Origin of the sequence: Actinomadura sp. 3N407 (assembly GCF_052245875.1) — a bacterium.
Taxonomy (GTDB): Bacteria; Actinomycetota; Actinomycetes; order Streptosporangiales; family Streptosporangiaceae; genus Spirillospora.
The window spans coordinates 36798-60035 of the sequence record NZ_JBQQBP010000001.1; the positions used below are offsets into that span (position 1 = coordinate 36798).

Sequence of the window (23238 nt, forward strand, 5' to 3'; positions counted from 1 at the left end):
ACGCGGTCGCCCGGAAGGCACTCCGTGCTCTTCCGGGCTGTCGCGGTAGTCCTCGTGCTGTCGCTCGTCGCGACCCTCGACAGCAGCGGGATCAACGCGCTGTCGGCATGGCGCGATCTGCCGGATCCGCACGGCCCGAAACAGGCATGGGGTACGGCCGCGGGCCGCGGCGGGGACGTTCCGGTCGCCGGGCGTAACCAGACCGAACCGAAGTCCTTGCGCTCGCGGTATCCGTTGACCACACCGAAGAAGTCGCCCTCGCCGCCGCGGAACACCGCGAGTGTGACGGCCCCACCGGCACCCGAGCCGGAGAAGGTGTCGGGCTTTGACGCTGAGACAAGCCGCGAGCTGCCCGAACGCCGGGACTCGCACGTCCGCACATACGTCAATGCCGACGGCACCGAGTCCACCGAGGTCTCGCCCCGGCCGATCAACTACCGGCGCCCGGACGGCTCCTGGGCCCCGATCGACACACGGCTCGTCCCGGTCGGCGCCACGGCCCGCTCCGGTGACGTGCCCGCGCAGGGCTGGCGGAACGCGGCCGACTCCGTCGACATCCGGCTGGCGCCGGAGGCCAACGCCGATCCGGTCGTCCGGGTGGGGCTCGGAGGCGGCCAGGAAATCGGCTACTCCATGCAAGGGGGCGCCGCCACGGCCGGCCGGCCGGGGGAGCGCGGCGTCACCTACCCCGATGTGCGCCCGCACACCGACCTGGAAATCGACATCGGTTCCGGTGGACTGAAGGAGACGCTCGTCCTGCGGTCGCCCAAGGCATCCGGCACCTTCGTCTTCCCGCTGTCGCTCAAGGGGCTCACCGCGCGGATCGCCGGGGACCAGGTGGTGTTCACGGACGCCTCCGGGCGGACGAAGGCCGTGGTTCCCCCGGGCTCCATGAGCGACTCGGCGGCCGAACCCGTGACCTCCGACAAGGTGTCCTACAGCCTCGAGTCGGTCGGCGGCGTGCCCGCCCTGCGGGTCACCGCCGACCCGGAGTGGCTGTCCGATCCCGCGCGCGTCTTCCCCGTCAACCTCGACCCGAGCGTCGAGATCAGCGAGGCGACGACCAGCCTGACCGTCAACGACGGTGGCCAGGTCGGCGGTGGCCAGGTCCTGACGGTGGGTTCCCGCTCGGCGGCCTACCTCGGCTTCCCCGGGCTGAGCAGCAGGCTGCAACACCACAAGATCTTCGGTGCGTCGCTGTGGATGGTGAACTACGACTCGGAGACCTGCAGGTCCCGGCCCGTCAGCGTCCGTCCGGTCACCGAGGAGTGGGCCGGCAGGAGCGGACTGAGGTATCCGGGGCCTTCGGTCGGCGGCGCGCTGTCGCGCGAGTCGTTCTCCTACGGGCACATCAAGCTCGGCGCCACAAAGTCCAGATGCCCGACCAAGCCCGTGACCTTCAACCTCGGCAAGCGCGGGCGCGACCTGGTGCAGCGGTGGGTGAACGGCGCCCAGCCGAACTATGGCCTCTCGGTGCGCGACGAGTCGTCCGACGGCCTCGGCACGAAGAAGTTCACCGGGCACGACACCGCGAACCCGCCGCGGCTGATCGTGACGCACAGCCCCTACAACGCGAAATACGCGATCACGGACCCGGTGCCGAATCCGCCGGTCACCCAAGCGCAGAGCGGCAAGGTGAAGGTGACTGTCACCAACACCGGCGCCGAGACCTGGACGCCCAGTACCTACTACCTCGGGTACCGCGTCTACGACACCAAGGGCGAACTCGTTACTCAGCATCGCTCGGCGAACCTCACCGGCAACGTCCCACGTGGCGGCAAGGCGACCCTGGACGCCGTCATCAAGCCACTGAAACCAGGCACGTACTCCATCGACTTCACGATGGTGCACCAGGGCGGGCCCGTCTTCACCGACGAACAGGTCCCGCCGATCCGCCTCCGGATCAAGATCATCGACATCGCGCCGGTGGTGCAGGAGCTGTACCCGCTGAACGGTTACCAGGCCCCGACGTTGACCCCGCAGTTCTGGGCGACCGCCATCGACCTCGACGCTCCGCCGGGATCGTCGCTGAGCTACAAGTACGAGATCTGCGAGAAGGCGCCGGACGGCGAAGCGGTCAACTGCTTCGATTCCGGTTACGTCCCAACGTACGCCTGGACGGTGCCCGCCGGGCAACTGTCGTGGAGCAAAACGTACCTGTGGCGGGTATTCGTCAAGGACGCCGGCAACGAGGTCCCGTCTCCCCGCGTCATGCTACAGACCGCGGTCCCGCAGCCCGAGCTCACCGCACAGCTCGCCCAAGGCCAGGCCCGCGAGTTCGAGCCGTCGTCCGGCAACTACTCCACCTCGGCCATCGACGCCAACGTCACCACGGTCGGCCCGGAACTCAAGGTCGAGCGCACCTACAACAGCCTCGACCCACGCCGCGACTCACCTTTCGGGGCCGGCTGGACGACCCGGTTCGACATGCGCCTGACCGAGGACGGGGACGGCTCAGGCAATATCGTCGTCGGCTATCCGGACGGTCAGCAGGTCCGCTTCGGCAAGAACCCCGACGGGAGTTACGTCCCGCCCATGGCACGCGAGGCCACGCTCACCGTCCAGTCGGGCACGTGGACGCTCACCGACAAAGCGGGCACCACGTTCAAGTTCGTCAACGGACGCCTGACCGCCATCACCGACGCGGCCAAGCACGCCATCACGCTCACCTACGACCCGTTCACAGGGAAGCTCGCGAGGGCCACCGCCACCGGCGACCGCACTCTCGCCTTCACCTGGTCGGGCTCCCATGTGGCATCCGTCAGGACCGCGCAGGTCGACGGGGAAGCCCTCACGTGGAACTACACCTACACCGGTGACCTGCTCACCAAGGTCTGCGGGCCTGCGTCACGCTGTACCACTTACGAATACGAAACCGGTTCGCACTACCGCACGACCGTGTTGGACGACCGTCCCGAATCGTACTGGCGGCTCGGCGAGGATGAGGGTGTCGGCGCGTCCAGCCAGGTCGCGGTCAATCTCGGTAAAGACGGCGCGACGTACAAGAACGTCGGGTTGCAGACCGCGGGGGCACTCGCCGGCACCGACGACACGGCGGCCACGTTCAACGGAGCGTCTTCGCAGGTGACCCTGCCTGCCGGAACCGCCAAGAAGAGCCGTGACCTGGCGGTCGAGGTGTGGTTCAAGAACAGGGCGACCGGATCCGGCGGCCCGCTGATCGGCTACCAGGACAAGCCGCTGGACGCCGCGTCCGGGATCGGTGTCCCGGCTCTGTACACCGGGACGGACGGCAAGCTGCACGGCCAGTTCTGGAGCGGCGGGACGATCTCGCCGATGTCGTCCACCAAGATCGTCAACGATGGGCAGTGGCATCACGCCGTCCTTTCGGCGATGGGTTCGACCCAGACGCTCTACCTCGACGGTCAGCAGGTCGCGACCCTCACCGGGCAGACGCCCGACCACCGTGCGCTCACCCAGAACCAGATCGGTGCCGCGTTCGCGTCCACGCCCTCGTCCTGGCCGGGTTGGGGCGGCGACCAGCGCCGCTTCTACAACGGCACCATCGACGAAGTCGCGATCTACCATCATCCCCTCGGCCCAGCCCAGGTCGCCACGCACTACGCGAACGCCCGCACCGCCGCGGACCAGCTCAGCAAGGCCACCCTGCCGAGCGGGAAGATCGCCACCGAGGTCCGCTACGACACCGATCAGGACCGGGTCAGCGAGTACACCGACCGCAACGGCGGCACATGGAAGATCAAGACGCCGACCGTCTACGGCGGAGCCACCGACCTGCGGCGCGCCGTCGAGGTCCGCGACCCCGCCGATCGCCCTTACCTGTACGAGACGGACGCGCTGACCGGCCGGATGATCCGCGTCGGCATCCCGATGGGCCTGGACGTCCGTGAAGAAGACAAGAAACCAGCCACGCCCACCGCGACACCGTCCCCGACCCCGACGTATGTGTGCACCACGCCCGACCCTGGCGATCCCAGCTTCTGCACCGATCTGCCCGGCAACTCAGGCGGCGTCCCCGACTGGATGGGCATAACGCTCGCCGGCATGGGCATCCGGACGTTCGAGTACGACGACCAGGGTCACCCGACGACCATCACCAATGAGAACGGCGACTCGGTCGAGCTCACCTATGACGACCGTGGCAACATTCTGACCCGAACAACGTGCCGCACCAAGGATGTCTGCTACACGGCCTACTACACCTTCCCGACGGTCACCGACCCGTCCGACCCCCGCAATGACCAGCCGATCGAATACCGGGACGGCCGTTCGACCAGCGCCACCGACAACCGCTTCCGAACCAGTTACACCTACACCACCTTCGGTGATCTGAAGGTTCAGACCAACCCCCAGGGCGCCGGCCAGGTCGAATACACCTACACGAACGGGCTGGAGGCTGCTGTCGGCGGCGGGAACATGCCGAGCGGCCTGGTCAGCGCCGAGACCGACCCGCGTGGTGCCGTGACCCGCTACGCCTACACCAAGGCAGGGGACCTGGCCCAGGTAACCGACCCGTCCGGTCTCGTCACCAAGTACACCCACGACGCCATCGGGCGCCGGAGGTCCGTCACCGAGATCTCCGACAGCGTCCCGGCCGGGGCCGCCACGTACTACGGATACGACGGCTGGTCGAACCTCACCAGCGTGACCGAACCCGCCACCACCAACGCCGTCACCGGCGCGGCTCAGCAACAACGCGTCGACCACGCCTACGACGCGGACGGGAACCTGATCAGAACCGAGGTCTCCGACACGGTGGCCGGCGGCGATCCGCGCGTCACCACCTACGACTACGACGACCACAATCTGCTGGAACGCGTCACCGATGCCTACGACCATGAAACCGGCTACGACCACGACCGCTTCGGCAACGTCACCGCCGTCGTGGACGCGGTCGGCAGCCGGTTCGAGTACGCCTACACCGCCCGCAACATGCTCGCCGAAGTGCGGCTCCGCGACTTCGACGGCGACCCCGAGGGCGCCCCCGAACTCGGGGACCACCTTGTCGTCGAGGCCCGCGCCTACGACTACGCTGGACGCCTCGTCGCGAGCACCGACGCTATGGGCCGCCGCACCGAATTCACCTACTACGGCGACGACCTGCTGAAGTCCGCCACGCTGAAGAACTTCCAGAACCCGGACGGCACCGAACGCGACCTCGCCCTGTCCACCGTCGAGTACGACGGCGCCGGCAACGCCACCAAGATGGTCACCGGCAACGGGGAGAACACCGTCCTGAACGTCTACGACAACGTCGGACGCCTCGAATCCTCGACGCTCGACCCCGGCGGTGTCTCTCGCAGCATCACCTACCGGTATGACGTCGGCGGCAACATCACGCAGGAGACCGTCAACGGTGCGCCGTCCAACGTTCCCTGGGCGACGCCCGCCGGCGGCGAGACGACCGCCTACACGTATGACACCCCAGGACGCGTCACTCGGCGAATCGTCGACGACGGCAGCACTTCGCTCATCACGGCCTTCACCTACGACCAGCGCGACCTGCTCACCTCGGTAACCGATCCCCGGGGAAACGTGGACGGTGCAGACAAGCCCGCCTACACCACCACGTTCGGATACGACGAGACCGGCCGGCAGATCGCCGTCACGTCCCCGCCCGTAGCGACGGAATCCGGCGGGAACACCCCCTCGACCACCAGGCCCGAGACCGTCACGGGCTTCAACGCCTTCGACGAGCCGACCGAGCTCAAGGACCCGCTCGGCAATATCACACGGACCGAGTACGACCGCCTCGGACAGCCGGTCAAGGAGATCGCGCCGGCCTACACCCCGCCCGGCTCGACCATCCCGCTGACACCCACGACCACGACGTACTACGACCCGATCGGGCAGGTCGAGAAGGTCACCGGCGCCCGCCAGAACGAGACCCGCTACACCTATGACCGCCTGGGCCGCCTGCAATCACTCGACGCACCGGCGAAGACGAACGACGACCGGTCGGTCTGGCGGTACGACTACACCCGTACCGGCGAGGTCGTTTCTGTCACCGACCCCAACGGCGCCCGCGGCGAGGCCACCTACGACGACCTCGGTCGCACGGTCACTGCCACGGAGACCGTACGAACCCGGGCCCCGGCCGCATACACCACCCGCTACACCTACGACGACGCCGATAACCTCCTCACGACCACCTCGCCGACCGGCGCCGAAAGCACCGCGACCTACGACAGCGCGAACCAGCTCATCAGGACGGTCGACCCGGCGGGTTCACCGTCGGAGTTCGGCTACGACGGTCTCGGACGCCGGATACGGGCGAGCGACGGCCTCGGCCGCACCAGCAAGCTCGGGTACGACACGCTCGGACGCCTCGCCGTCGCGGCCGACCTCAAGCCCGACGGCACCGAGGCCCGCAGCGCCTCCTACCGCTATGACGTCGCGGGCAATCTGACCGGCGTAACCGACCCGCTGAACCACACGAAGACCTTCGCGTACGACGCCTTGAACCGGCTGGTCGAGCAGGTCGAACCGGTCACCGACACGAAGTCCGTTACCACCGCGTTCGGCTACGACGCCGCAGGAAACCGCACCCGCTTCACCGACGGCCGCGGCAACAGCACCATCTACACGGTCAACTCGCTCGGCTTGCCCGAATCGATCATCGAACCGTCCACCGCCGCGCACCCGGCCCCGGCCCAGCGCACCTGGACGAGCGCCTACGACGCGGCCGGCAACTCCGTCAAGATCACGGCGCCGGGCGGGGTCGTCCGCGAGCGCACCTTCGACGCCGCCGGCCGCATCCTCACCGAATCGGGCTCCGGTACCCCGTCCCCGACGACCGGCCGCACCTTCGACTATGACGCCGCCGGACGGCTCATCGAGGTCAACGCCGCCTCGGGAACCAACACCTACGGCTATGACGACCGGGGGCTGCTCACCTCAGCGGACGGCCCGTCCGGGACCGCGAACTGGACCTACAACGGCGACGGGCAACCGACGACCAGGACGGACGTCGCCGGTACCGCGAACTTCGGTTACCTCGACGGCCGCCTCGCGACCGTCCAGGACGGCATCACCGGCGTCACCCGGACGCTCGGCTACAACGCCGCCGGCCAGCCCAGCAAGGTGGACTACGGCGCGGGCCGGATCCGCACCGCCGGATACGACGACCTCGGGCGGCTGTCCACCGACACCCTGAAGAACGACCAGGGCGCCGTCGTAGCCTCGGCGTCCTACATCTACGACGACAACGATCAGACCACCGGCAAAACGACCACCGGAACAGCCGGCGCCGACGAGGAGACCTACGACTACGACGACGCCGGCCGCCTGACCTCCTGGACGCACGGCGGTACCACCACCGCCTACGAGTGGGACGACTCCGGCAACCGCACCAAGACCGGCGAAACCACAGCCACTTTCGACGAACGAAACCGCCGCACAACCGACGGCTCGGCGACATTCGCCTACACACCCCGCGGCACCCTCGCATCCAAGTCGAACCCCGGCGACCCCACCACGACCTACGACTTCGACGCCTTCGACCGGCTGGTCACATCAGGCGGCACCAGCTACGCCTATGACGGCCTGGACCGCCTCGCCACCCGCAACGGCACACCCTTCACCTATGCGGGCCTGGGCTCCGACCCCGTCGCCGACGGTGTGACTCGATACGCGCGCGGCCCGTCCGGCGAGCCGCTGGCAACCGCCCAGGGCCTGAACACCCGGATCACCCTCTCGGACAAACACGACGACGTGTTCGGCACGTTCGACCCCAATGCCGCCCTCACCACCCTCACCGACTCTGTCTCCTACAGCCCCTTCGGCAAGACGACTGCGAGTACCGGCACCAAACCCGGCATCGGCTACCAGGGCGACTGGACTGACCCGGACTCCGGCCTGGTCAACATGGCCGCCCGCTGGTATGACCCTTCCACCGGCTCCTTCACAAGTCGCGACAGCTGGACACTCGACCCGTCCCCTGACTCCGTCAACGGCAACCGCTACACCTACGGCAATGCGAACCCCAACGACCACATTGATCCGACAGGCCACTGGGCGGTACCGGCCGTCGCGGCGGCCGTTGTAGTCGGCAGGGCGGCATGGATCGGGTGGCGTGCGTATCGCGCCTACCGGGCTGCGCAGGCCGCCAAGAACGCGTGGAACGCGCTCAACTCGAGGCCTCCGTCCAGCGGCGGAGGGATCGGCGGCTTCGGATCCTATTCGTCCCCTGGGGCCGCTTGCGGTGCACCGTGCTGGCGCCCCGGTACATCAGGTCATGGCGGTGGTGGGGGTGGCTCCGGCACCAGGGGAGGAGCCCCCTCTTACACGCCTGGCCGGGGAAGCGCCTACGGGGGGAGCGGGGGTCTGTCAGCCGCCCAGCGAGCGGCGATCGCCCGTGCACAGGCCATCGCGAGAGCCCGGGCGAGAACGGCGGCGGCCAAACGCCGCGCGGCGAAGGACGCCCGGAACAAGGCCAGGAGCATCAGCCCGTCGCTGCGCAAGCCCTCCTATGCGAACCCCGGCTCCCGGATCTCGACAGGCCCCGCCCGAATGGCCACGAGGGCCAGGACGCACAACGTCGTCGAGGACACCGTTGCGTCTCTGCGCGCCATCCGCGAAAAGGCGGTCCAGGACACGGGCTCCATCGTGGCTTCGGTGACCCTGCCGAGCATCGCAAGATCGCAGCCTCTTTCAGCCGGTCAACGGAACCCGTCGGTCACCGGGCCCCCGCCCCCGACCGTCACTGTCACCGCCCTGGCGGCTGACGACCCGGTACCGGCCGCGGTAGTCGGAGTAGTGGAGGTTGTCTCCGTGGAACCGACCGGAGTTTCCACGGGAGCCGACGATGACACCGAGGGCTGTCGGCACGTCAAAGATTATGGTGGTTTCGACCGTCACGGATACCACTCCGGTGCATACGCGAAGTTTTGCGACAAAGGTGATCTGAAGTACGGAAGTAAAGCGAACCCTCACATCCATCCGCCGGGGTGGCCGGAACTCGACGCGAGCGGTAGATCAACAAATCCGTGGCTCTATGAGACGCGCCAGCAGAAGTATGCTCGTTGCCATCTGATCGGAGATCAGTTGGGCGGTAGCGGCGATGACCCGAACAACCTCATCACCTGTATGCAGCAGCCGGTCAACAGTCCAGTGATGAGAGGTCTCGAGAACAGAGTGGCGGAAGCTGTCCGAGCCGGCCAGCAGGTTGACTACTGGGTCACTCCAATCTACCGTAGGGGGAATATCATTCCTGATAAGATACGTCTTACGGCATACGGTCGTTTCCCTAACGGCAGTGCAGGAATTAACCTAGACAGATGCATGGTCAATCGGATGAATTCTAGGGTGGAGTTCAATGGCAGCTTTTGTGGACCTTGAGAGCCTTATTGGGGCGCCGCTGTTTGTTCCGCCCGCCGTGGACTGGGATGAGTTGGAGCGGGCAACCCTGTTCTCGTTCCCCGATGATTACAAGAGACTTTTCGAAAAGTATCCACATTTGCAATTCGATGGTTTCCTGGGGGTGTTTCATCCGGGCGATGATATCGCCGGATTCATCAAGGGTACTCGCACGGCTCTAGAGCCCCTTCGGGTACTCGCAGCCAATCGCGGCTCCATGACCTCGGTCGACGCCTCGGGGGAGAGAGAAGATATATCTCCCTATCCGATATTTCCGGAAGCTGGAGGTCTTTTCCATTGGGGAGGGACGGAAAACGGTGACTCATGCCTGTGGCTAACCAGCGGCCAGAACATGGCGGACTGGCCGATAGTCGTCACTGACGGTATCGATTACTGGCGCTACGACGAGGGCCTCGTAAACTTTCTGATCGGTGTGATGCACCGTACCGTGCGATGCCCCCTGTTTCCCGCGGATTTTCCATCAAGCTTTCGCGTCGATCAGTTCGATGCCCGTAGGCCGAGTTCCTGATGATCCGGGGCATCGTGCCAGGTCTTTCCGCACTGTTTGGGTCAGACGGGGATGTGGCGTTTTTTGTTTCGGGGTGACATCAGTACGGCTTCCCCCGGGAATTGTGTGAATCGAAGGACTGAGAGCAGGCCCCGGTGCCGCAGCCAGTCGGTTCGGCGCGGGTACCGAACCTCGAACGCGACCATCGACTGGGAGTACCTCCTGGTAACCGCCCGCCGCCAGCCCTGACCGCCTCACCACCCGCAACGGCACCCCCTTCACCTACGCGGGACTGAGCTCCGACCCGGTTGCCGATGGTCTGACCCGCACTGCGACCACAGCTGCGACGCGGCCTACCGGCTCCAGCGGCAGACTGACGGTCTGGCGCTTCATGCTGTACATCTACGACGGGCTCGGCGCCGTCCTGGCGCCTCCCGTACCCGGTCGGCAAATCGCGCTCAGCCAGGTCCGCGCCCGTCTTCCACCGCGTAGCCCCGCCTGGCGGATCTGCGAGATCCTCCCCGATGTCGGTGTGGTGGTCGTCGACGACACCGTCCCGGCGATCCGCTCCTGGATCGATCGGCGTGCCGGCGAGCTGCCCGCCGGGCTCGCCGGTGACGTCCAGGCGTGGTTGCTGGTCCTGCTGCACGGCCAGGACCGAAGCCGACCGCGAGCCCAATCCACCCTACTTCGGCACGGTCGGCCGCTGCTGGAGCGCTGGGCGGCCACGCGCAACACCTGCGGGAGATCACCCCGGCCGATATCGCCACCGCCCTTGACCCGCTGCCTGCCCCCAAGCACTGCATCGCCTCCAACGCCCTGCGCTCGCTGTTCCACTTCGCCAGGAAACGCGGCCTGATCTTCACCGACCCCACCCGCCGCCTCACCCTGCCCACCATTGAACCCGGCCTGCTGCCGATGACCGAGGACGAGATCGGCGCCGTCACCCAGCTCACCACCACCCTGCTGCAACGCCTGGCCGTTGCCCTGGCCGCCGTCCACGCCACCCGCCCGGCCGCCATCCGCCCGGCCGCCATCCGCCCGGCCGCCATCCGGAGCCTCACCCTGGCCGGTCACCATCAACGCATGGGCGACCTGCCCCACCGCGCCCTGATGGCCTGGCTGGAACACCGCTGCTCCACCTGGCCGCTCACCCCCAACCGCCACGTGGTGATCTGCAATATGTCCGCGCTCGGCCACGCGCCGATATCACGCTCGTTCCTCAAGACCAACCTGGCCTAGCTGTACTTGGCCATGATCTTGATGACACCTGACCGGTAGGTCTTTGATCAGCAAGAAGACCTCCTGGCGTAGTGGAGTTTCGCCGACTTCACCGACACCAGGAGGTCTTCGATGAGCCACGCTAACGCCCGGCTGACCCACCACGGCAGATGCCTGCTGGTTCGCCGTGTCGTGTTCGACGGCCGCCCAGTCGCGCACGTGGCCGCCGAACTCGGGGTGTCGCGCCAGTGCGCCCACCGGTGGGTGGGCCGGTTCCGCGACCAGGGCTGGGACGGGCCGGCCGACCGGCGCAGGGTGCATCGCGATGCCATCAGTAGCAGGTGGAACGGAGGATGGCCCAGGTGCCCCAGCCCGCTCGGCTCCGGTGACGTGCCAGTGTCCCGGCAGGGCGGCTGCGGCGTGCACCCCGACCAGCCCTGGCACGACCTGACCGGTGGCGGCCCGATCGGCCGCCTCCTGGACGTGCTTTCCGCCGCCCCCGGCCAGCGCTCCGCTGACCAGACCACCCGTACCTGCAGCGAACCTCAGTTCCCGGCTCGGTGCGCCGAGCCGGCGGCGGGGAGGTCAGCCGCGCGGCACGGTGTCGGTCCACCTGGTGATCTCGAACACCTCGTACGCCGCGACCTCGCCGGGACGGTGGAACCTGTCGGGCATGTCCGCCGCCCGCAGCCTGCGCGGCTGACCCGAGTCCCCCGGTGGGAGCGGCAGGCTGCCGCGCGGCGGCTTCACCACCAGGTCCCGGACGGCCAGCAGCGTCCCGGCCGACGGGTCGATGATCAGCTGGCGCCGGTAGGTGGCGAGCCGCTTGGGAGCGGTGTAGAGCCCAAGGGGCGCGGTGGTCTCCAGCGGTAGCGAGACCGCCGAGCCGGTACGGCCGAGCGGGTCGGTCGCCGTGCCCTCGGCCTTGACCCCAGGCTGGGCGGCGAGCATCCTGAACGCCGCCGCCCGTACCGCGGGCGAAGCCGGCGCCGTGGACAGCAGGGTCTTGGTCACCTCGCTCAGTGCCCGGACCCGCTCCCGACCCTTGAGGGCCCGGATCGGCTCGGGCCCGCTGCCATTGGAGACCGCGCGCCAGTTGCCCTTGAGGCCGAGCAACTCCCGCTCCAGCGCCTCCGGGTCGGTGGGCAGCGCGGCGACCCGTGCCGCGGTCAAACCGGAGTGGTCGTCCAGGGACGGCTCCCAGCCCCGCCCCGACATCATGCCCCCCATGTCCAGGAAGCTCTGTGCTCCCGTCCCCTCGGGATCGGGGATCGGCGCCCTCTTCGGTGCTCCCGCCGCCTGCCACTTCCGCCTGTCCTCGGCGGTGACCGGGACGTCGATGTAGTCGAGGTAGCGCGACATCCCCTTGCCGGTACGGTCCGTCCAGCCCTCGCCGCCCTGCCGGGAGTCGACCTTGTAGTGGTCGGCTCTGCTCTTGCCGACCGCGTAGATCTCGCCGGAAATCCGCTTGTAGTGCCAGTACTTGCCGGACGGCGCCTTCTGCGCGTTGCTGGCGGCGACCAGCAGCACGTTACCTTCCTGGGGAACGGGCGGCGTGGCCTGCTTCGGGTCCGGCCCGCCCGGCAGCAGCGACACCGCGGCGACGACGACTGCGAGCACCGCGGCCGTCGCCGCCAGGCTCACCAGCGGAATCTTCCAGCCGCGCCGCCGCGGGCGGGCCTCGGCGGCGGCCCGCCAATTGGTGCGCAGGGCGATCCGGTCGGGATGCTCATGCTCGGCCAGGGCCGTTCGCATCCGCCGCAGGGCATCGAGTTCATCCATCGCTCTTCTCCTCAGGAAGGGCCGCGCGGAGCTTCTTCCGCGCCCGGTGGATCGTGGCCTTGACGGTGCCGAGGGGAAGATCGAGCGTCACCGCGATCTCGGCGTACGACAACTCCGCCCAGGCCAGCAGCAGGACCGCGCTCCGTTCGCGGGCGTTCAACGCGGCCAGGGCACGGGCTAGCCGAGGACCGAGCGCCGCCGCCGACGCGCGGTCACTGGCCAGATCGGCGACCCCGTCCTCGGCCGGATCCACACCGGTCCGGGCATACGCCCGGTACATGCGTGTCTCCTGCCGGTGGTGCTTGGCGATCAGGTTGCTGGCGATGCCCCACAACCAGGCGCCGAATTCCGCCCGCCCGTCGAACCGTTCCCGCCTACGGAACGCGGTCGCGAACGCCTCCGCCACCAGGTCGTCGGCGAGGACGAGCCCGAGGCGCCGTTTGATGTACGCGTGCAGCCGCGGCGAGTGGCGGCGGAACAGCTCACCAAAGGCTTCCGGGTCTTCCAGGGAGGCGGCGACGATCCCGTGGTCGTCCAGCTCGTCCCTGGCATGATTCACCATCGCCATGGGCGTCTCGTCATGGGAGTCCTTCGTACTGAGGGGTGCTGACACCCTCCTCTATCCCGAAGACCACCCAAAGGTTGCACCCCGGACACCGAACGGCCCGCCCCCGGCCGGAGGCCGCACCCAAGAGTGCGAATACGCCTACCAACCGCGACCGGACGAGTGGCCGGAACCGTCCAGCCATTTCGGCAAAGGGCTCCGCCACACCACTCCGACCGCAGTCAGCCGATCTCCCCGGTAAGGCCCCGGCTCTCACCCAAACGGCGATGACCAGGACCAGGGCCCGGACGCACAACGTCGTCGAGGACACGGCCCAGTCTCTGCGGGACATGCGCACCAAGGCCGTCAATGAAGCCGGCTCAATCGTCCACCAGGTTTCGCCGGCCGGCTCCGCCGCCACCCGCGGACACGGTCACGGCTCCGGAGCCGGAATCCCGTAGTGCTCCCAGTGGACCCGTACGGTTCCTCCTTCCTGTACCCGGAGACGGGGACCGCCTGGGAACCAGATCCGGGCCGGGTTTCTCCGGGGGCGACGGTGACGACGGCTGCCTGCCGTACAAGCGGTACACGCCACTCGACGGCCAGGGCCGGGCCACCGGCGCCCGCGCCCAGTACTGCAGTGCCGGGGACCTGCAGGGCGGATCCCCGGGAAAGGGTCGATCTATCCCAGTGACTGGCCCCGGGACGCCGTCGGCAAGCCGGATAATCCGAAGAACGCCTTCTCTCGCGGACACCCCATCGGTGACCGGCTGGGAGGCAGTGGATCGGATCCGAGGAATCTCGATTCAGAACGGCAAGTCCAGGACAGAAAGCATAGGGTGATATCTCCATGGCTTCACTGACACGGATGATTCGGCTCATCGGTGAGCCCGTGCAGTCGCCGCCCCCCCGTTGACTGGGATAGGTTGAGAGAGCAACTCGGAATGCGCCTCCCCAGCGACTACATGGAGGCGGCCCACTCTTATGGAAAGGGCGCTTGGTGGGAGTTCAACGGCTCCATGACCGACCTCATCACAGGACTCATGACCCGCGAACTCACCTGCCCTGTATTGGACGCCGACTTCCCGTCCCCGAACGCGAAGATCGCACAGTACCCTCTCCCGTGAGACCAGGTGGACCCGCGCCTGCCTGGAGGGATTGACGTCAATAAGACTCTCGGTCTGCGCTGAGCGATGAAGAAGGGCTTCCCCGACGAGCGTGAGGTAGCATTTAAGGGGGCAATTCCTGCGGAATATTTAACCGCATATCGCAAGTATCGAGGCGGAAGACGGTCGGCGATTGGATTCCGTTCTCTGGCGGAAGCGTTCAGGTGCGGGCGTCGGTGTTGTCGGCCTTGCTCGCCGATGGAGTTGTCCCGGATGCGGCGTGCGGGCTGCTGGTTCGTCATCGTGGACGACACCGGCGGCATGAGCGGCGGCGTGCACTGCCGCACAAGATGACGGGATCTCCTCCCGCGTCTATAACGGCAGCACAATTCAACATCAGCGGGCTTGGGCGGCCGACGAGGTCCTGCTGCGCATAACAAGCGCGGCCGTACCACGCGGAATATCTGCGCAACTTCTACATCGTGCGCGACCAGTGCAGCAGACAGGTTTCCTGGAGAGGCGTGGGTGGGACGGTCAGGCGGAGTTGGCTGTGGTGAGGGGTTCGTTTTCGGTGGGGAGTTGGCTGCGGTAGGTGGTGATTTCGGTGTTCAGGGTGGCCAGGCGGTGGGCGTGGTCGCGGGTGGACAGCCGGAACTTGTAGATGATGACGAGTTCGAAGGCGAGCATGCCGGCGGCGCCGGCGGCGATGACGGGGATCATGGCGCCGGGGATGATGGCGGCGGTGATCGGGGCGATGATGAAGACGCCCATCTGGAATTCGATGCCGCTGATCAGGTGCGGGCGGATGCGGCCGGCGGTCAGGACGTTGCGGATTCGCGCGTACCAGGGGAAGCGCTGGTTGAAGCCCTGCTGGAGCAGCATGTTGGGGTTGTCGCCGACGACGCGGTCGTCCGGGTCGGGCTCGGGGCCCATGCCCTCGGGGGAGTCGATGTTCTCGCCGATGTGGCCCTGGAGGGCGAGTTCCAGTGATCTGGCCTCTGTGTGCGCCGCGTTGAGGGTGCTGCGCATCTGGGAGCGGACCTTGTAGATCTCCAGGGCGTCCATGTAGCGGAGCATGTCGAGGAAGACGACGGCGAGGGCGGTCCAGAGGTAGGCGACGTTGTCGGTGGCGGCGTATTGGCCGCCCATGAGGGCGATGGCGCAGGCGAGGACGCGGACGCGGTCGAAGATGTAGTCGAGCCAGGCGCCGAAGACCGAGCCGGTGCCTTTGAGGCGGGCGATCTTGCCGTCCATGCAGTCGAGGGTGAACGACAGGTGGTACAGCAGTGCTCCGGCCAGGAGCCAGGGCCAGGAGGCGACGGCGAAGCAGGCGCCGGCGGCGAGGCCGAGGAGGAGGGCCCCGACCGTGAGCTGGTTGGGTGTCACCTTCGTCCGGTTGGCGGTGAGCTTCACCAGCCGGGCGGCGAGCGGGTCGACCAGCAGTACCGTCCACCATGCGTCACGCGCCTTGTACGTCCGTTGCCGAACGTCCTCGAGCGTGAAGTTCGCCATCGGGTCCCTTTCGTCGTGAGGATCGTCCCTTGACGACACTGTGCCATGTTGGGGCCACGGAGTGTGGCGGCTTCGCGGGATGCAGCGATTCGATGCGAAGGCGGTGAAACCGATGGGCATCCCCGCTACGGTCGACCCGGTGCCGCCTTCCGGGAACGGGGCGAGCCCTCCCGGGTAAATATCCCCCAATCGAATAGACGCGAATGAAGCGGCTCATTCTGGCGGGGTGTGATCTGGTTACGGCGAAAAGGAGAAGGGCATGCCGGACTACGTAAGCGTCGGAGTACGGGACGCGCAGGACATGCCGTCGGGCGAGTGGGTCACGGTCAGGTGGGATCTGGAGTACTCCGACGACGCTCACCACCACCGGACGGAGGGCGGGCCGTCCGTGGTCGAGGGCCCCGCCCGGTACACCCTCAACGCGAACGTGCGCATCGAGGGCCTCCCGTCCGGCACCGAACTGCAGGCGCGTGTCATCGAACGCGCCGACGACGACGGGGCGGTGAAGAACGGGCCGGTCGCCGAGTTTCTGGCACGTGACGGCGAGACGTTCGTCGACTACGCGCTCGCGGCGGATACGGTCGGTTCCGGGCAACGGGTGCGGTTCCAGGTCATCCACTACGGGACGGGTACCGCTCGGCTCGTATCGGGCACCGCGAAGGCGCTGGCCTGGCGTCTCTGACGGGCCTCTGCCCCCAGTCGATCTCGCCGCCGTCAGTGAACTTGGAGTCGCATGGGGACCCCCAAGGTCAGCGTCATCGTGCCCGTCCACAACTGTGCGGGATCACTCGACCGGGCGTTTCGCTCCATTTTCGAGCAGACGCTGCCGGGCGAGCTCATCGAGATCATCGCGGTGGACGACGGGTCGACCGACGGCGGCGGGGAAATGCTCGACCGGCTCGCGGCGGGACGGCCCGGGTTCGCGGTCGTGCACCGGTCGGCGTCCGGCGGTCCGGGACGGCCCCGGAATGTGGGGATCGAGCGCGCCACCGGCGAGTACGTCTTCTTCCTCGACGCCGACGACTGGCTCGGCCCCGAGGCGCTGGAACGCTGCTGCGCGATGGCCGACGCGAACGGCACGGACGTGGTCGTCCCCAAATATGTGGGGGTGGGGCGCCGGGTTCATCCGGAATTGTTCAAGGAGAACGTGGAGTTCACCACGATCTTCGATCCCGTGCCGAACCTTTACGGCAGCATCACCGCGCTCAAGCTTTACCGGCGGGCATTGCTCGAACGGCATGACATCCGTTTCCCCGAAGGCGTCCTTTCCGGTGAGGACCAGATCTTCGCCGTCCGCGCCTATTTCGAGGCCAAGGGCGTGTCGGTGCTGGCCGACCACGACTGCTACTACTGGGTGGCGCGCGAGGACGGCACCAGCGCGCTGCAGCGCGGTGGCGCGCCCGCCGAGCTCTACTTCCCGGAGATCGACCGGCTGATGGCCTTCGTGTCGGAGCGGACGGCACCCGGGCCGGTGCGCGACCGGCTGCTGCGCCGCCATTTCGCCGTCGAGGTCTTCTCCCGGTTCGATCCCCGGTATCAGGCGTTCGGCGAGGGGGAGCGGCGCGCCACCCGGGACGCGGCCCGGCGGCTGCTGGACCGCTACGGCGGTGAAGGGATCATGCGTCGCCTCCCGCCGTACGCCCGGTTGATCGGCCACGCTCTGCGCCACCGGATGGACGATCTCGTCGACGAGGCGGCGCGGGTGCGCGCCCAGGGCCCGGCGAGGTACTACGTCGAGGGCGACCGTGTCTTCGCGGCGTACCCGGGGCTGCGCGATGAGCGGCTCGGCGTCCCCGACGAGGTGTACGCCGTGCCGCGGCCGCCGGACCAGAAATGGCTTCTGGCCGGCGTCGAATGGCGGGGCGGCCTGCTGGCCGTGCGCGGTCACGCGATCGCGGAGCCGCTGGGCGAGGCGGCGGCCTGGTCCGGTGAGCTCGTCGTGCGCCGGAGGGGCGGGACCGGCGAGCACCGGACGCCGTTCGAACCGGTGGGCACCACCGATGACGGACGCACCGTGCTCGGCGCGGAGATCGACCCGCCGGCCGCCGTGGACGCCCCGGGCCGCTACGACGTCTTCGTCTCAGCGCCGTACCGGGGACGCGTTCACGAGGGACGGCTGAACGCGGGGGACGTCACCGTCCCGGAGGCCGGGGGCGCGGCGGTGAGCGACGGCGGCCCCGTGGTGGTGCCGTATCTGACGGCGGGGACGGCCTCTCTCGCCCTCCGGGTCGGCGCGGTCGCGTCCGCGCCGAGGACGGACCTGTCCATCGGGCGGCCCGGCCTGCTCCGGCTGCTGCGCCGCGTCCTCGGCGGCGCGCCGTCCTGACCTCCTCGCGCACGCTACGGCGAAGGCCCCGGCGAGCCGTGCTCGCGGGGCCTTCGGTGGCGTCGGGGACGTGGGTCAGCCGGAGCCGCTGACGGCCTCGACCACCTCGGCCGGCAGCCGGCCGCGGTGCTCCTCGATCTCCTTGTTCAGCCTGGCCATCATCCGGGTGTAGTCGCGGCTGGCCAGCCAGAACTTGTAGATGATGACGAGTTCGAAGGCGAGCATGCCGACGGCACTGGCGGCGATGACGGGGATCATGGCGCCGGAGACGATCGCTGCGGCGATCGGGGCGATGATGAAGACGCCCATCTGGAACTCGATGCCGCTGATCAGGTGCGGGCGGATGCGGCCGGCGGTCAGGACATTGCGGATTCGCACGTACCAGGGGAAGCGCCGGTCGAATCCGGCCTGGAGGACCTTGTTGGTCTGCTCGGTGAGGACCTGGTCGTCCATGGCCTCCGGGTCCTCGGCCAGCGCGTCCTCGACGAGTTGCTCGTCGGTGTCGGTGCCGAGGGCATCGCCGGTGGCGTTGCTCGCCGCCAGGCGCAGCGCGCCGGCCTCCGCACGCGTGGCCCTGAGCTTGCTCCGCATCTGGGAGCGCACCTTGTAGATCTCCAGGGCGTCCATGTAGCGGAGCATGTCGAGGAAGACGACGGCGAGGGCGGTCCAGAGGTAGGCGACGTTGTCGGTGGCGGCGTATTGGCCGCCCATGAGGGCGATGGCGCAGGCGAGGACGCGGACGCGGTCGAAGATGTAGTCGAGCCAGGCGCCGAAGACCGAGCCGGTGCCTTTGAGGCGGGCGATCTTGCCGTCCATGCAGTCGAGGGTGAACGACAGGTGGTACAGCAGTGCTCCGGCCAGGAGCCAGGGCCAGGAGGCGACGGCGAAGCAGGCGCCGGCGGCGAGACCGAGGAGGAGGGCCCCGACCGTGAGCTGGTTGGGTGTCACCTTCGTCCGGTTGGCGGTGAGCTTCACCAGCCGGGCGGCGAGCGGGTCGACCAGCAGTACCGTCCACCATGCGTCACGCGCCTTGTACGTCCGTTGCCGAACGTCCTCGAGCGTGAAGTTCGCCATGGAGAGAGGTGTCCTTTCAATCGTGAGGGTGGCTTCTCCGCCGTAGTGGCGCAACCTCGATTCGGGAACTGATCACGGCATAAGCGTGCCCCCTGATCCGCATGCCGGGGCCGTCACGGCCGCATCGATCGTATCTGGTGACCACGCCCGGTTTCCCGATGTTGCCGAGTCGCGGCCGCCGCATCCGCGCCGCGGCGGTCGTCCTTACGGACCGGCCAGCATGCGGTCCACGACGCGGGCCGAGGCGCCTCCGTCGTCCCACGCGCAGAATTTTCTCCGGAACGCCTCATAGCGGGCGGAGTGGACCGGCATCGTCGTCCCGGCGGCGCGGACCGCCTCGATGACCTCCGCCGAGGTGCGGCAGAGCGGACCCGGCGCCTCGGCCTCCAGGTCGAAGTAGAAGCCGCGCAGCCGGTCGCGGTACTGCTCCAGGTCGTAGGTGAAGAACAGCTGGGGACGCCCGGTCACCGCGAAGTCGAACATCACCGAGGAGTAGTCCGTGATCAGCATGTCGGAGATCAGGTACAGCTCGGCGATGTCGGGGTAGCGGCTGACGTCGACGGCGAAGGAGCCGTCGGTGCCGGTGACGCCGCCGCCGAGGTTGAAGTGGCCGCGCACGAGCAGCACGTGGTCGCCGGCCAGCGCGCTCCGGGCCGCGTCGAGGTCGAGTTGGAGGTCCATGCTGTGCGTCCCGGGGCGGACCTGGTCGTCGCGCCACGTCGGCGCGTACAGCACCACGGTCTTGTCGCCGGGGATCCCGAGCCGCTCGCGGACCCGCGCCGCCCGCGCCGCGTCACCGCGGGCGAGCAGGTCGTTGCGTGGGTAGCCGGATTCCAGGACCTCGCCGCCGTAGCGGAACGCGCGCTTCATGATCGGTGTGCTGAACGGGTTGGGCGACACGAGGACGTCCCACTGGGCGACGTCGAGGCCGAAACGGCGCAGGTAGTCCTGGGCGTTGCGGAACCGGGGCCGTTCGATGTCGTGGCCGATGCGCTTGAGCGGCGTCCCGTGCCAGGTCTGGACGTACAGCTGGCCGTCCCGCTTCGCGAACCATTCGGGCATCGGGTCGTTGCCCACGAGGTACTTCGCCTGCGCCAGGATCCGGAAGTGTTCACGGCTGCCGTACAGGACGGTCCGCACGCCCTCCGGGACGGTGAACTGGCCGTCCCGGGTGACCCAGACGTACTCCAGGCCGGGGTGCCGCCGCGCCATCTCCTCGAAGACGGCGCGCGGGCTGTCGGAGTACTGCCGGCCGCGGAAACTCTCGAACAACGCCAGGTCGCGCAGTGGCTCCGAGCGGTACCGGGGGTAGTCGCGCAGCGTGATCCGCTTCAGCCCGTGGACGCCGCGCTCCTCGTCGTCCAGCGCGGGATGCGATTCGAGGCGCAGCGCGTCGCCCTGGTAGGCGGCGAGCTTGAACGAGTGCACGCCGATCACCCGCGACTCGGGCAGCGCCGCCACGGACGAGCGGGCGACGGCGACCGCGACCTCGCCCTCGGCGGTCGGGGCGAAGAACCCCCAGTGCCCGCTCGCCAGCGGCAGCTCCTCGCCGAACCGCGGGATCCGGGCCGGGGACAGCTCGGCGGTGAAGCCCCGCTCGTCCCAGGTCGCCGGGAAGCGGTGGACGTCGCCGCCGTCGCGCAGCCGCACCAGCAGATGGTCCGGGCGTCCGGCGCCGGCCATCTCCCCGGTGAGGACGAGCCGCCCGTCCGGCGTCCACTCCGCCCCGGACACGGCCGGGCGGCGCGAACGCTCCAGGACGCGCAGGTTGCCGAACCTGGTGCGGGTGACGACGATCTCGTCGGTGCCGAGGGAGTGGCGCAGCTCGACGTCGTCGTCGATGGTGAGCCTGATCGGCTTCGCCTGCCCGGTCACCTGCAGCGAGGCCTTCCAGTCCAGGCCCTCGGTGACCCAGGTGTGCAGCATCGCGGCGGTCTCGGCGCCGTGCGAGACGAGCACGTCGACGGGCACCCGGACGGTGAACGTGCCGTCCGCGGCGATGTTCGCCGGCAGCCGCGCCTCGGCCATGCCCTGCTGCCGGGCCAGCACCAGCTCACCGGAGGCGGCGGTGTCCACGCCGGGGACCCGGCAGTCCAGCATGATGGCGTCGTCCTCGGCACGCGCCGCCGTGACGTGCGCGACGAGCCTCTTCACCTGGACGCCGAACCGGTTGTCGGGCGTGGTGACCGGCCGGATCGACACGTCCGGGGCCGCGTGCCACGCGTTCGCCCAGCGCATGTTGCTGCGCCGGGGGCCCCACAGCTGCCCGGCGCGGCGCAGCCCGCCCGGCGCGGTGACCTCGGCGTGCAGTTCCCAGGTGCCCGCGTGCGGCGTCTCCGCCGGGGGCCGCCGGTCGAGCAGCCGGTGGAGGCGCCGGCGTCCGGCGCCCAGGGCCGCCGGGTCGACGGCGACGCTGAACCCGGCCCAGTCGTAGTCGGCGGCCGCCCGGCGCGCGTCCGCCGACACGTCGGGGCGGCGGACACGCCGCACGGGCAGCTCCACCTTCAGGTCCGAGCGGGAGTGCTTCAGCCACACCCGGATCCGGCATGCCTCCGGGTCGGCGTCCGGATCGGTCATCGGGACGCGCGTGATGTAGGCGTGGCCCGAGATGCGCAGTTTCCCGTCCTCCCAGCGGGCCTCGTCGGCGCGGCCCCGCAGGCTCAGCTCGTCGGTGACGTCGTAGAGCTCGTCGGGGACCGCGCGATCCGGGTCGCCGAAGTACGGGTACCGCGCGTACCAGCGGTCGTCCCTGCGCACCACGTCGGCGGTGAAGATGCGGGCCTGCTGGTAGCCGATGAGCTCCAGCAGCTCCTCGAACATCCCCCCGGCGATGAAGTGGTACTTGAGCCGCTTCAGCGCCGACAGATCGCGCAGCGCGGCGTCGTCGGCCTCGTTCATGATGCCGGTCACCAGGGTGCGCAGCCGCTCCCGGTACTCGGGGCCGCCCTCGCCGGCCATGTCGATGTACAGCGGCAGCTCCCCGGACAGGGCCGAGGTCATCTGAAGGCGCCACAGTTCCGGCGACCGGTCGCGCAGGAAGGCGTTGACCGCCCGGATGGTGCGCACCCGGTCCTCAAGGTTGCCCGGCTCGGTGCGCCGCTGGGTGATCGACTGCGACTCCCCTTCGCGTTCCCGCCAGTAGTAGACGATGTCGCCCAGGACGTCCACGGTCTTCGCGAGGAAGTGCGCCGGGATCGTCACCGGGGCGTCCTCGTACAGGCCGGGCGGGAAACGGAAGTCGTGCGCGTCGAAGAAGTCCCTGCGGAAGAGCTTGTTCCACGCGGTCCGGTCGCCCAGAAGGTCGGTTCGCCGCGTGATGTGCGTCTCGTTCTCCGGGGCGAGGAAGATCTCAGTGTGCATCGGGGAAGGGCGCGGCCCGGCGGACGTGAGCCGCCGCACGCCGCCGCAGCACAGGTCCGAGCCGGTGCGCTCCAGGGAGCCCACCATCAGCTCGTAGGAGTAGCGGGGGACGATGTCGTCGGAGTCCATGAAGGCGAGGTAGCGGCCGCGGGCGTGCCGCACGCCGGTGTTGCGCGCGGGGCCGAGGCCCTGGTTCTCCTGGCGGACGAGCCGGAACCGGCCGTCCCGTTCCGCGAACTCCTTGGCGATCGTCGCGCTCGTGTCGGCGGAACCGTCGTCGACCATGACGACTTCCAGGTCGCTCAGCGTCTGCTGCGCGATGGACTCCAGGCAGGCGTCGAGGTAGGCCTCGACGTTGTAAAACGGGACGACGATGCTCAGCAGCGGCGACAACGACTCTCTCCGGCAGGGCGCGGCAAGGTGGTGAATTCCGCTTTTACGCTGGACGAACGCGGCGGATGGACCGTAG

At 68.6% G+C, this 23238-nt stretch carries 11 protein-coding genes and 1 pseudogene; 7 read left to right on the forward strand and 5 right to left on the reverse strand.

What is annotated here, in order from left to right; translation table 11 throughout:
* The first annotated feature begins 24 nt into the window (after positions 1-24).
* The 4 genes from ACTWPP_RS00175 to ACTWPP_RS00190 all read left to right on the forward strand — a co-directional run bounded on the left by ACTWPP_RS00175 (position 25) and on the right by ACTWPP_RS00190 (position 11938).
* Complete coding sequence (locus ACTWPP_RS00175; protein ID WP_443101940.1) at positions 25-9318, forward strand: LamG-like jellyroll fold domain-containing protein; 9294 nt, start codon at positions 25-27, stop codon at positions 9316-9318.
* Positions 9296-9865 (forward strand): hypothetical protein, encoded by a 570-nt coding sequence (locus ACTWPP_RS00180; RefSeq protein WP_443101941.1) that lies wholly within the window; start codon positions 9296-9298, stop codon positions 9863-9865. The genes ACTWPP_RS00175 and ACTWPP_RS00180 overlap by 23 nt, the downstream gene beginning before the upstream one ends.
* A gap of 606 nt (positions 9866-10471) precedes the next feature.
* A complete protein-coding gene (locus tag ACTWPP_RS00185; protein ID WP_443101942.1) occupies positions 10472-11086 on the forward strand; it encodes a hypothetical protein in 615 nt (204 codons plus the stop codon).
* Between the two features lie 111 nt (positions 11087-11197).
* Positions 11198-11938 carry a leucine zipper domain-containing protein gene (locus ACTWPP_RS00190; protein ID WP_443101943.1) on the forward strand — a complete coding sequence of 247 codons (741 nt, stop codon included), beginning with the start codon at positions 11198-11200 and terminating at the stop codon, positions 11936-11938.
* On the opposite strand, the pseudogene ACTWPP_RS00195 reads toward ACTWPP_RS00190, so the two are convergent.
* Positions 11843-12847: pseudogene (locus ACTWPP_RS00195) on the reverse strand (CU044_5270 family protein); the annotation flags it as partial. The gene ACTWPP_RS00190 and the pseudogene ACTWPP_RS00195 sit on opposite strands and share 96 nt — an antisense overlap.
* Positions 12840-13415, reverse strand: a complete 576-nt coding sequence (locus ACTWPP_RS00200; protein ID WP_443101944.1) for an RNA polymerase sigma factor — start codon at positions 13413-13415, stop codon at positions 12840-12842. The pseudogene ACTWPP_RS00195 and the gene ACTWPP_RS00200, both read right to left, overlap by 8 nt.
* A 920-nt stretch (positions 13416-14335) precedes the next feature.
* Here ACTWPP_RS00200 and ACTWPP_RS00205 point away from each other — a divergent pair.
* Positions 14336-14518 carry a hypothetical protein gene (locus tag ACTWPP_RS00205; protein ID WP_443101945.1) on the forward strand — a complete coding sequence of 61 codons (183 nt, stop codon included), beginning with the start codon at positions 14336-14338 and terminating at the stop codon, positions 14516-14518.
* A 513-nt stretch (positions 14519-15031) separates the two neighbouring features.
* Here ACTWPP_RS00205 and ACTWPP_RS00210 read toward each other — a convergent pair.
* Positions 15032-16009, reverse strand: coding sequence for a CDP-alcohol phosphatidyltransferase family protein (locus tag ACTWPP_RS00210; protein ID WP_443101946.1), 978 nt, complete (start codon positions 16007-16009; stop codon positions 15032-15034).
* A 259-nt stretch (positions 16010-16268) separates the two neighbouring features.
* Here ACTWPP_RS00210 and ACTWPP_RS00215 point away from each other — a divergent pair, with 259 nt between their 5' ends.
* Together ACTWPP_RS00215 and ACTWPP_RS00220 are read left to right on the forward strand one after the other, a co-directional pair.
* The gene (locus tag ACTWPP_RS00215; protein WP_443101947.1) at positions 16269-16691 is read left to right on the forward strand and encodes a hypothetical protein; all 423 of its coding nucleotides are present in this window, start codon (positions 16269-16271) and stop codon (positions 16689-16691) included.
* Between the two features lie 51 nt (positions 16692-16742).
* Positions 16743-18335 (forward strand): glycosyltransferase family 2 protein, encoded by a 1593-nt coding sequence (locus tag ACTWPP_RS00220; RefSeq protein ID WP_443101948.1) that lies wholly within the window; start codon positions 16743-16745, stop codon positions 18333-18335.
* Between the two features lie 75 nt (positions 18336-18410).
* Here the strand turns inward: ACTWPP_RS00220 and ACTWPP_RS00225 are convergent, their stop codons facing one another.
* On the reverse strand, positions 18411-19409 hold the full coding sequence (locus ACTWPP_RS00225) for a CDP-alcohol phosphatidyltransferase family protein (RefSeq protein WP_443101949.1): 999 nt from the start codon (positions 19407-19409) through the stop codon (positions 18411-18413).
* A gap of 204 nt (positions 19410-19613) precedes the next feature.
* Positions 19614-23162, reverse strand: coding sequence for a CDP-glycerol glycerophosphotransferase family protein (locus tag ACTWPP_RS00230; protein ID WP_443101950.1), 3549 nt, complete (start codon positions 23160-23162; stop codon positions 19614-19616).
* Positions 23163-23238: the final 76 nt, after the last annotated feature.

Bases quoted from the DNA above. Each gene is read 5' to 3' on its own strand.
- ACTWPP_RS00180 (WP_443101941.1), top strand. From the start codon at position 9,296: ATGGCAGCTTTTGTGGACCTTGAGAGCCTTATTGGGGCGCCGCTGTTT.
- ACTWPP_RS00225 (WP_443101949.1), bottom strand. From the start codon at position 19,409: ATGGCGAACTTCACGCTCGAGGACGTTCGGCAACGGACGTACAAGGCG.
- ACTWPP_RS00220 (WP_443101948.1), top strand. From the start codon at position 16,743: ATGGGGACCCCCAAGGTCAGCGTCATCGTGCCCGTCCACAACTGTGCG.
- ACTWPP_RS00190 (WP_443101943.1), top strand. From the start codon at position 11,198: ATGAGCCACGCTAACGCCCGGCTGACCCACCACGGCAGATGCCTGCTG.
- ACTWPP_RS00200 (WP_443101944.1), bottom strand. From the start codon at position 13,415: ATGGCGATGGTGAATCATGCCAGGGACGAGCTGGACGACCACGGGATC.
- ACTWPP_RS00215 (WP_443101947.1), top strand. From the start codon at position 16,269: ATGCCGGACTACGTAAGCGTCGGAGTACGGGACGCGCAGGACATGCCG.
- ACTWPP_RS00210 (WP_443101946.1), bottom strand. From the start codon at position 16,009: ATGGCGAACTTCACGCTCGAGGACGTTCGGCAACGGACGTACAAGGCG.
- ACTWPP_RS00205 (WP_443101945.1), top strand. From the start codon at position 14,336: ATGCGCCTCCCCAGCGACTACATGGAGGCGGCCCACTCTTATGGAAAG.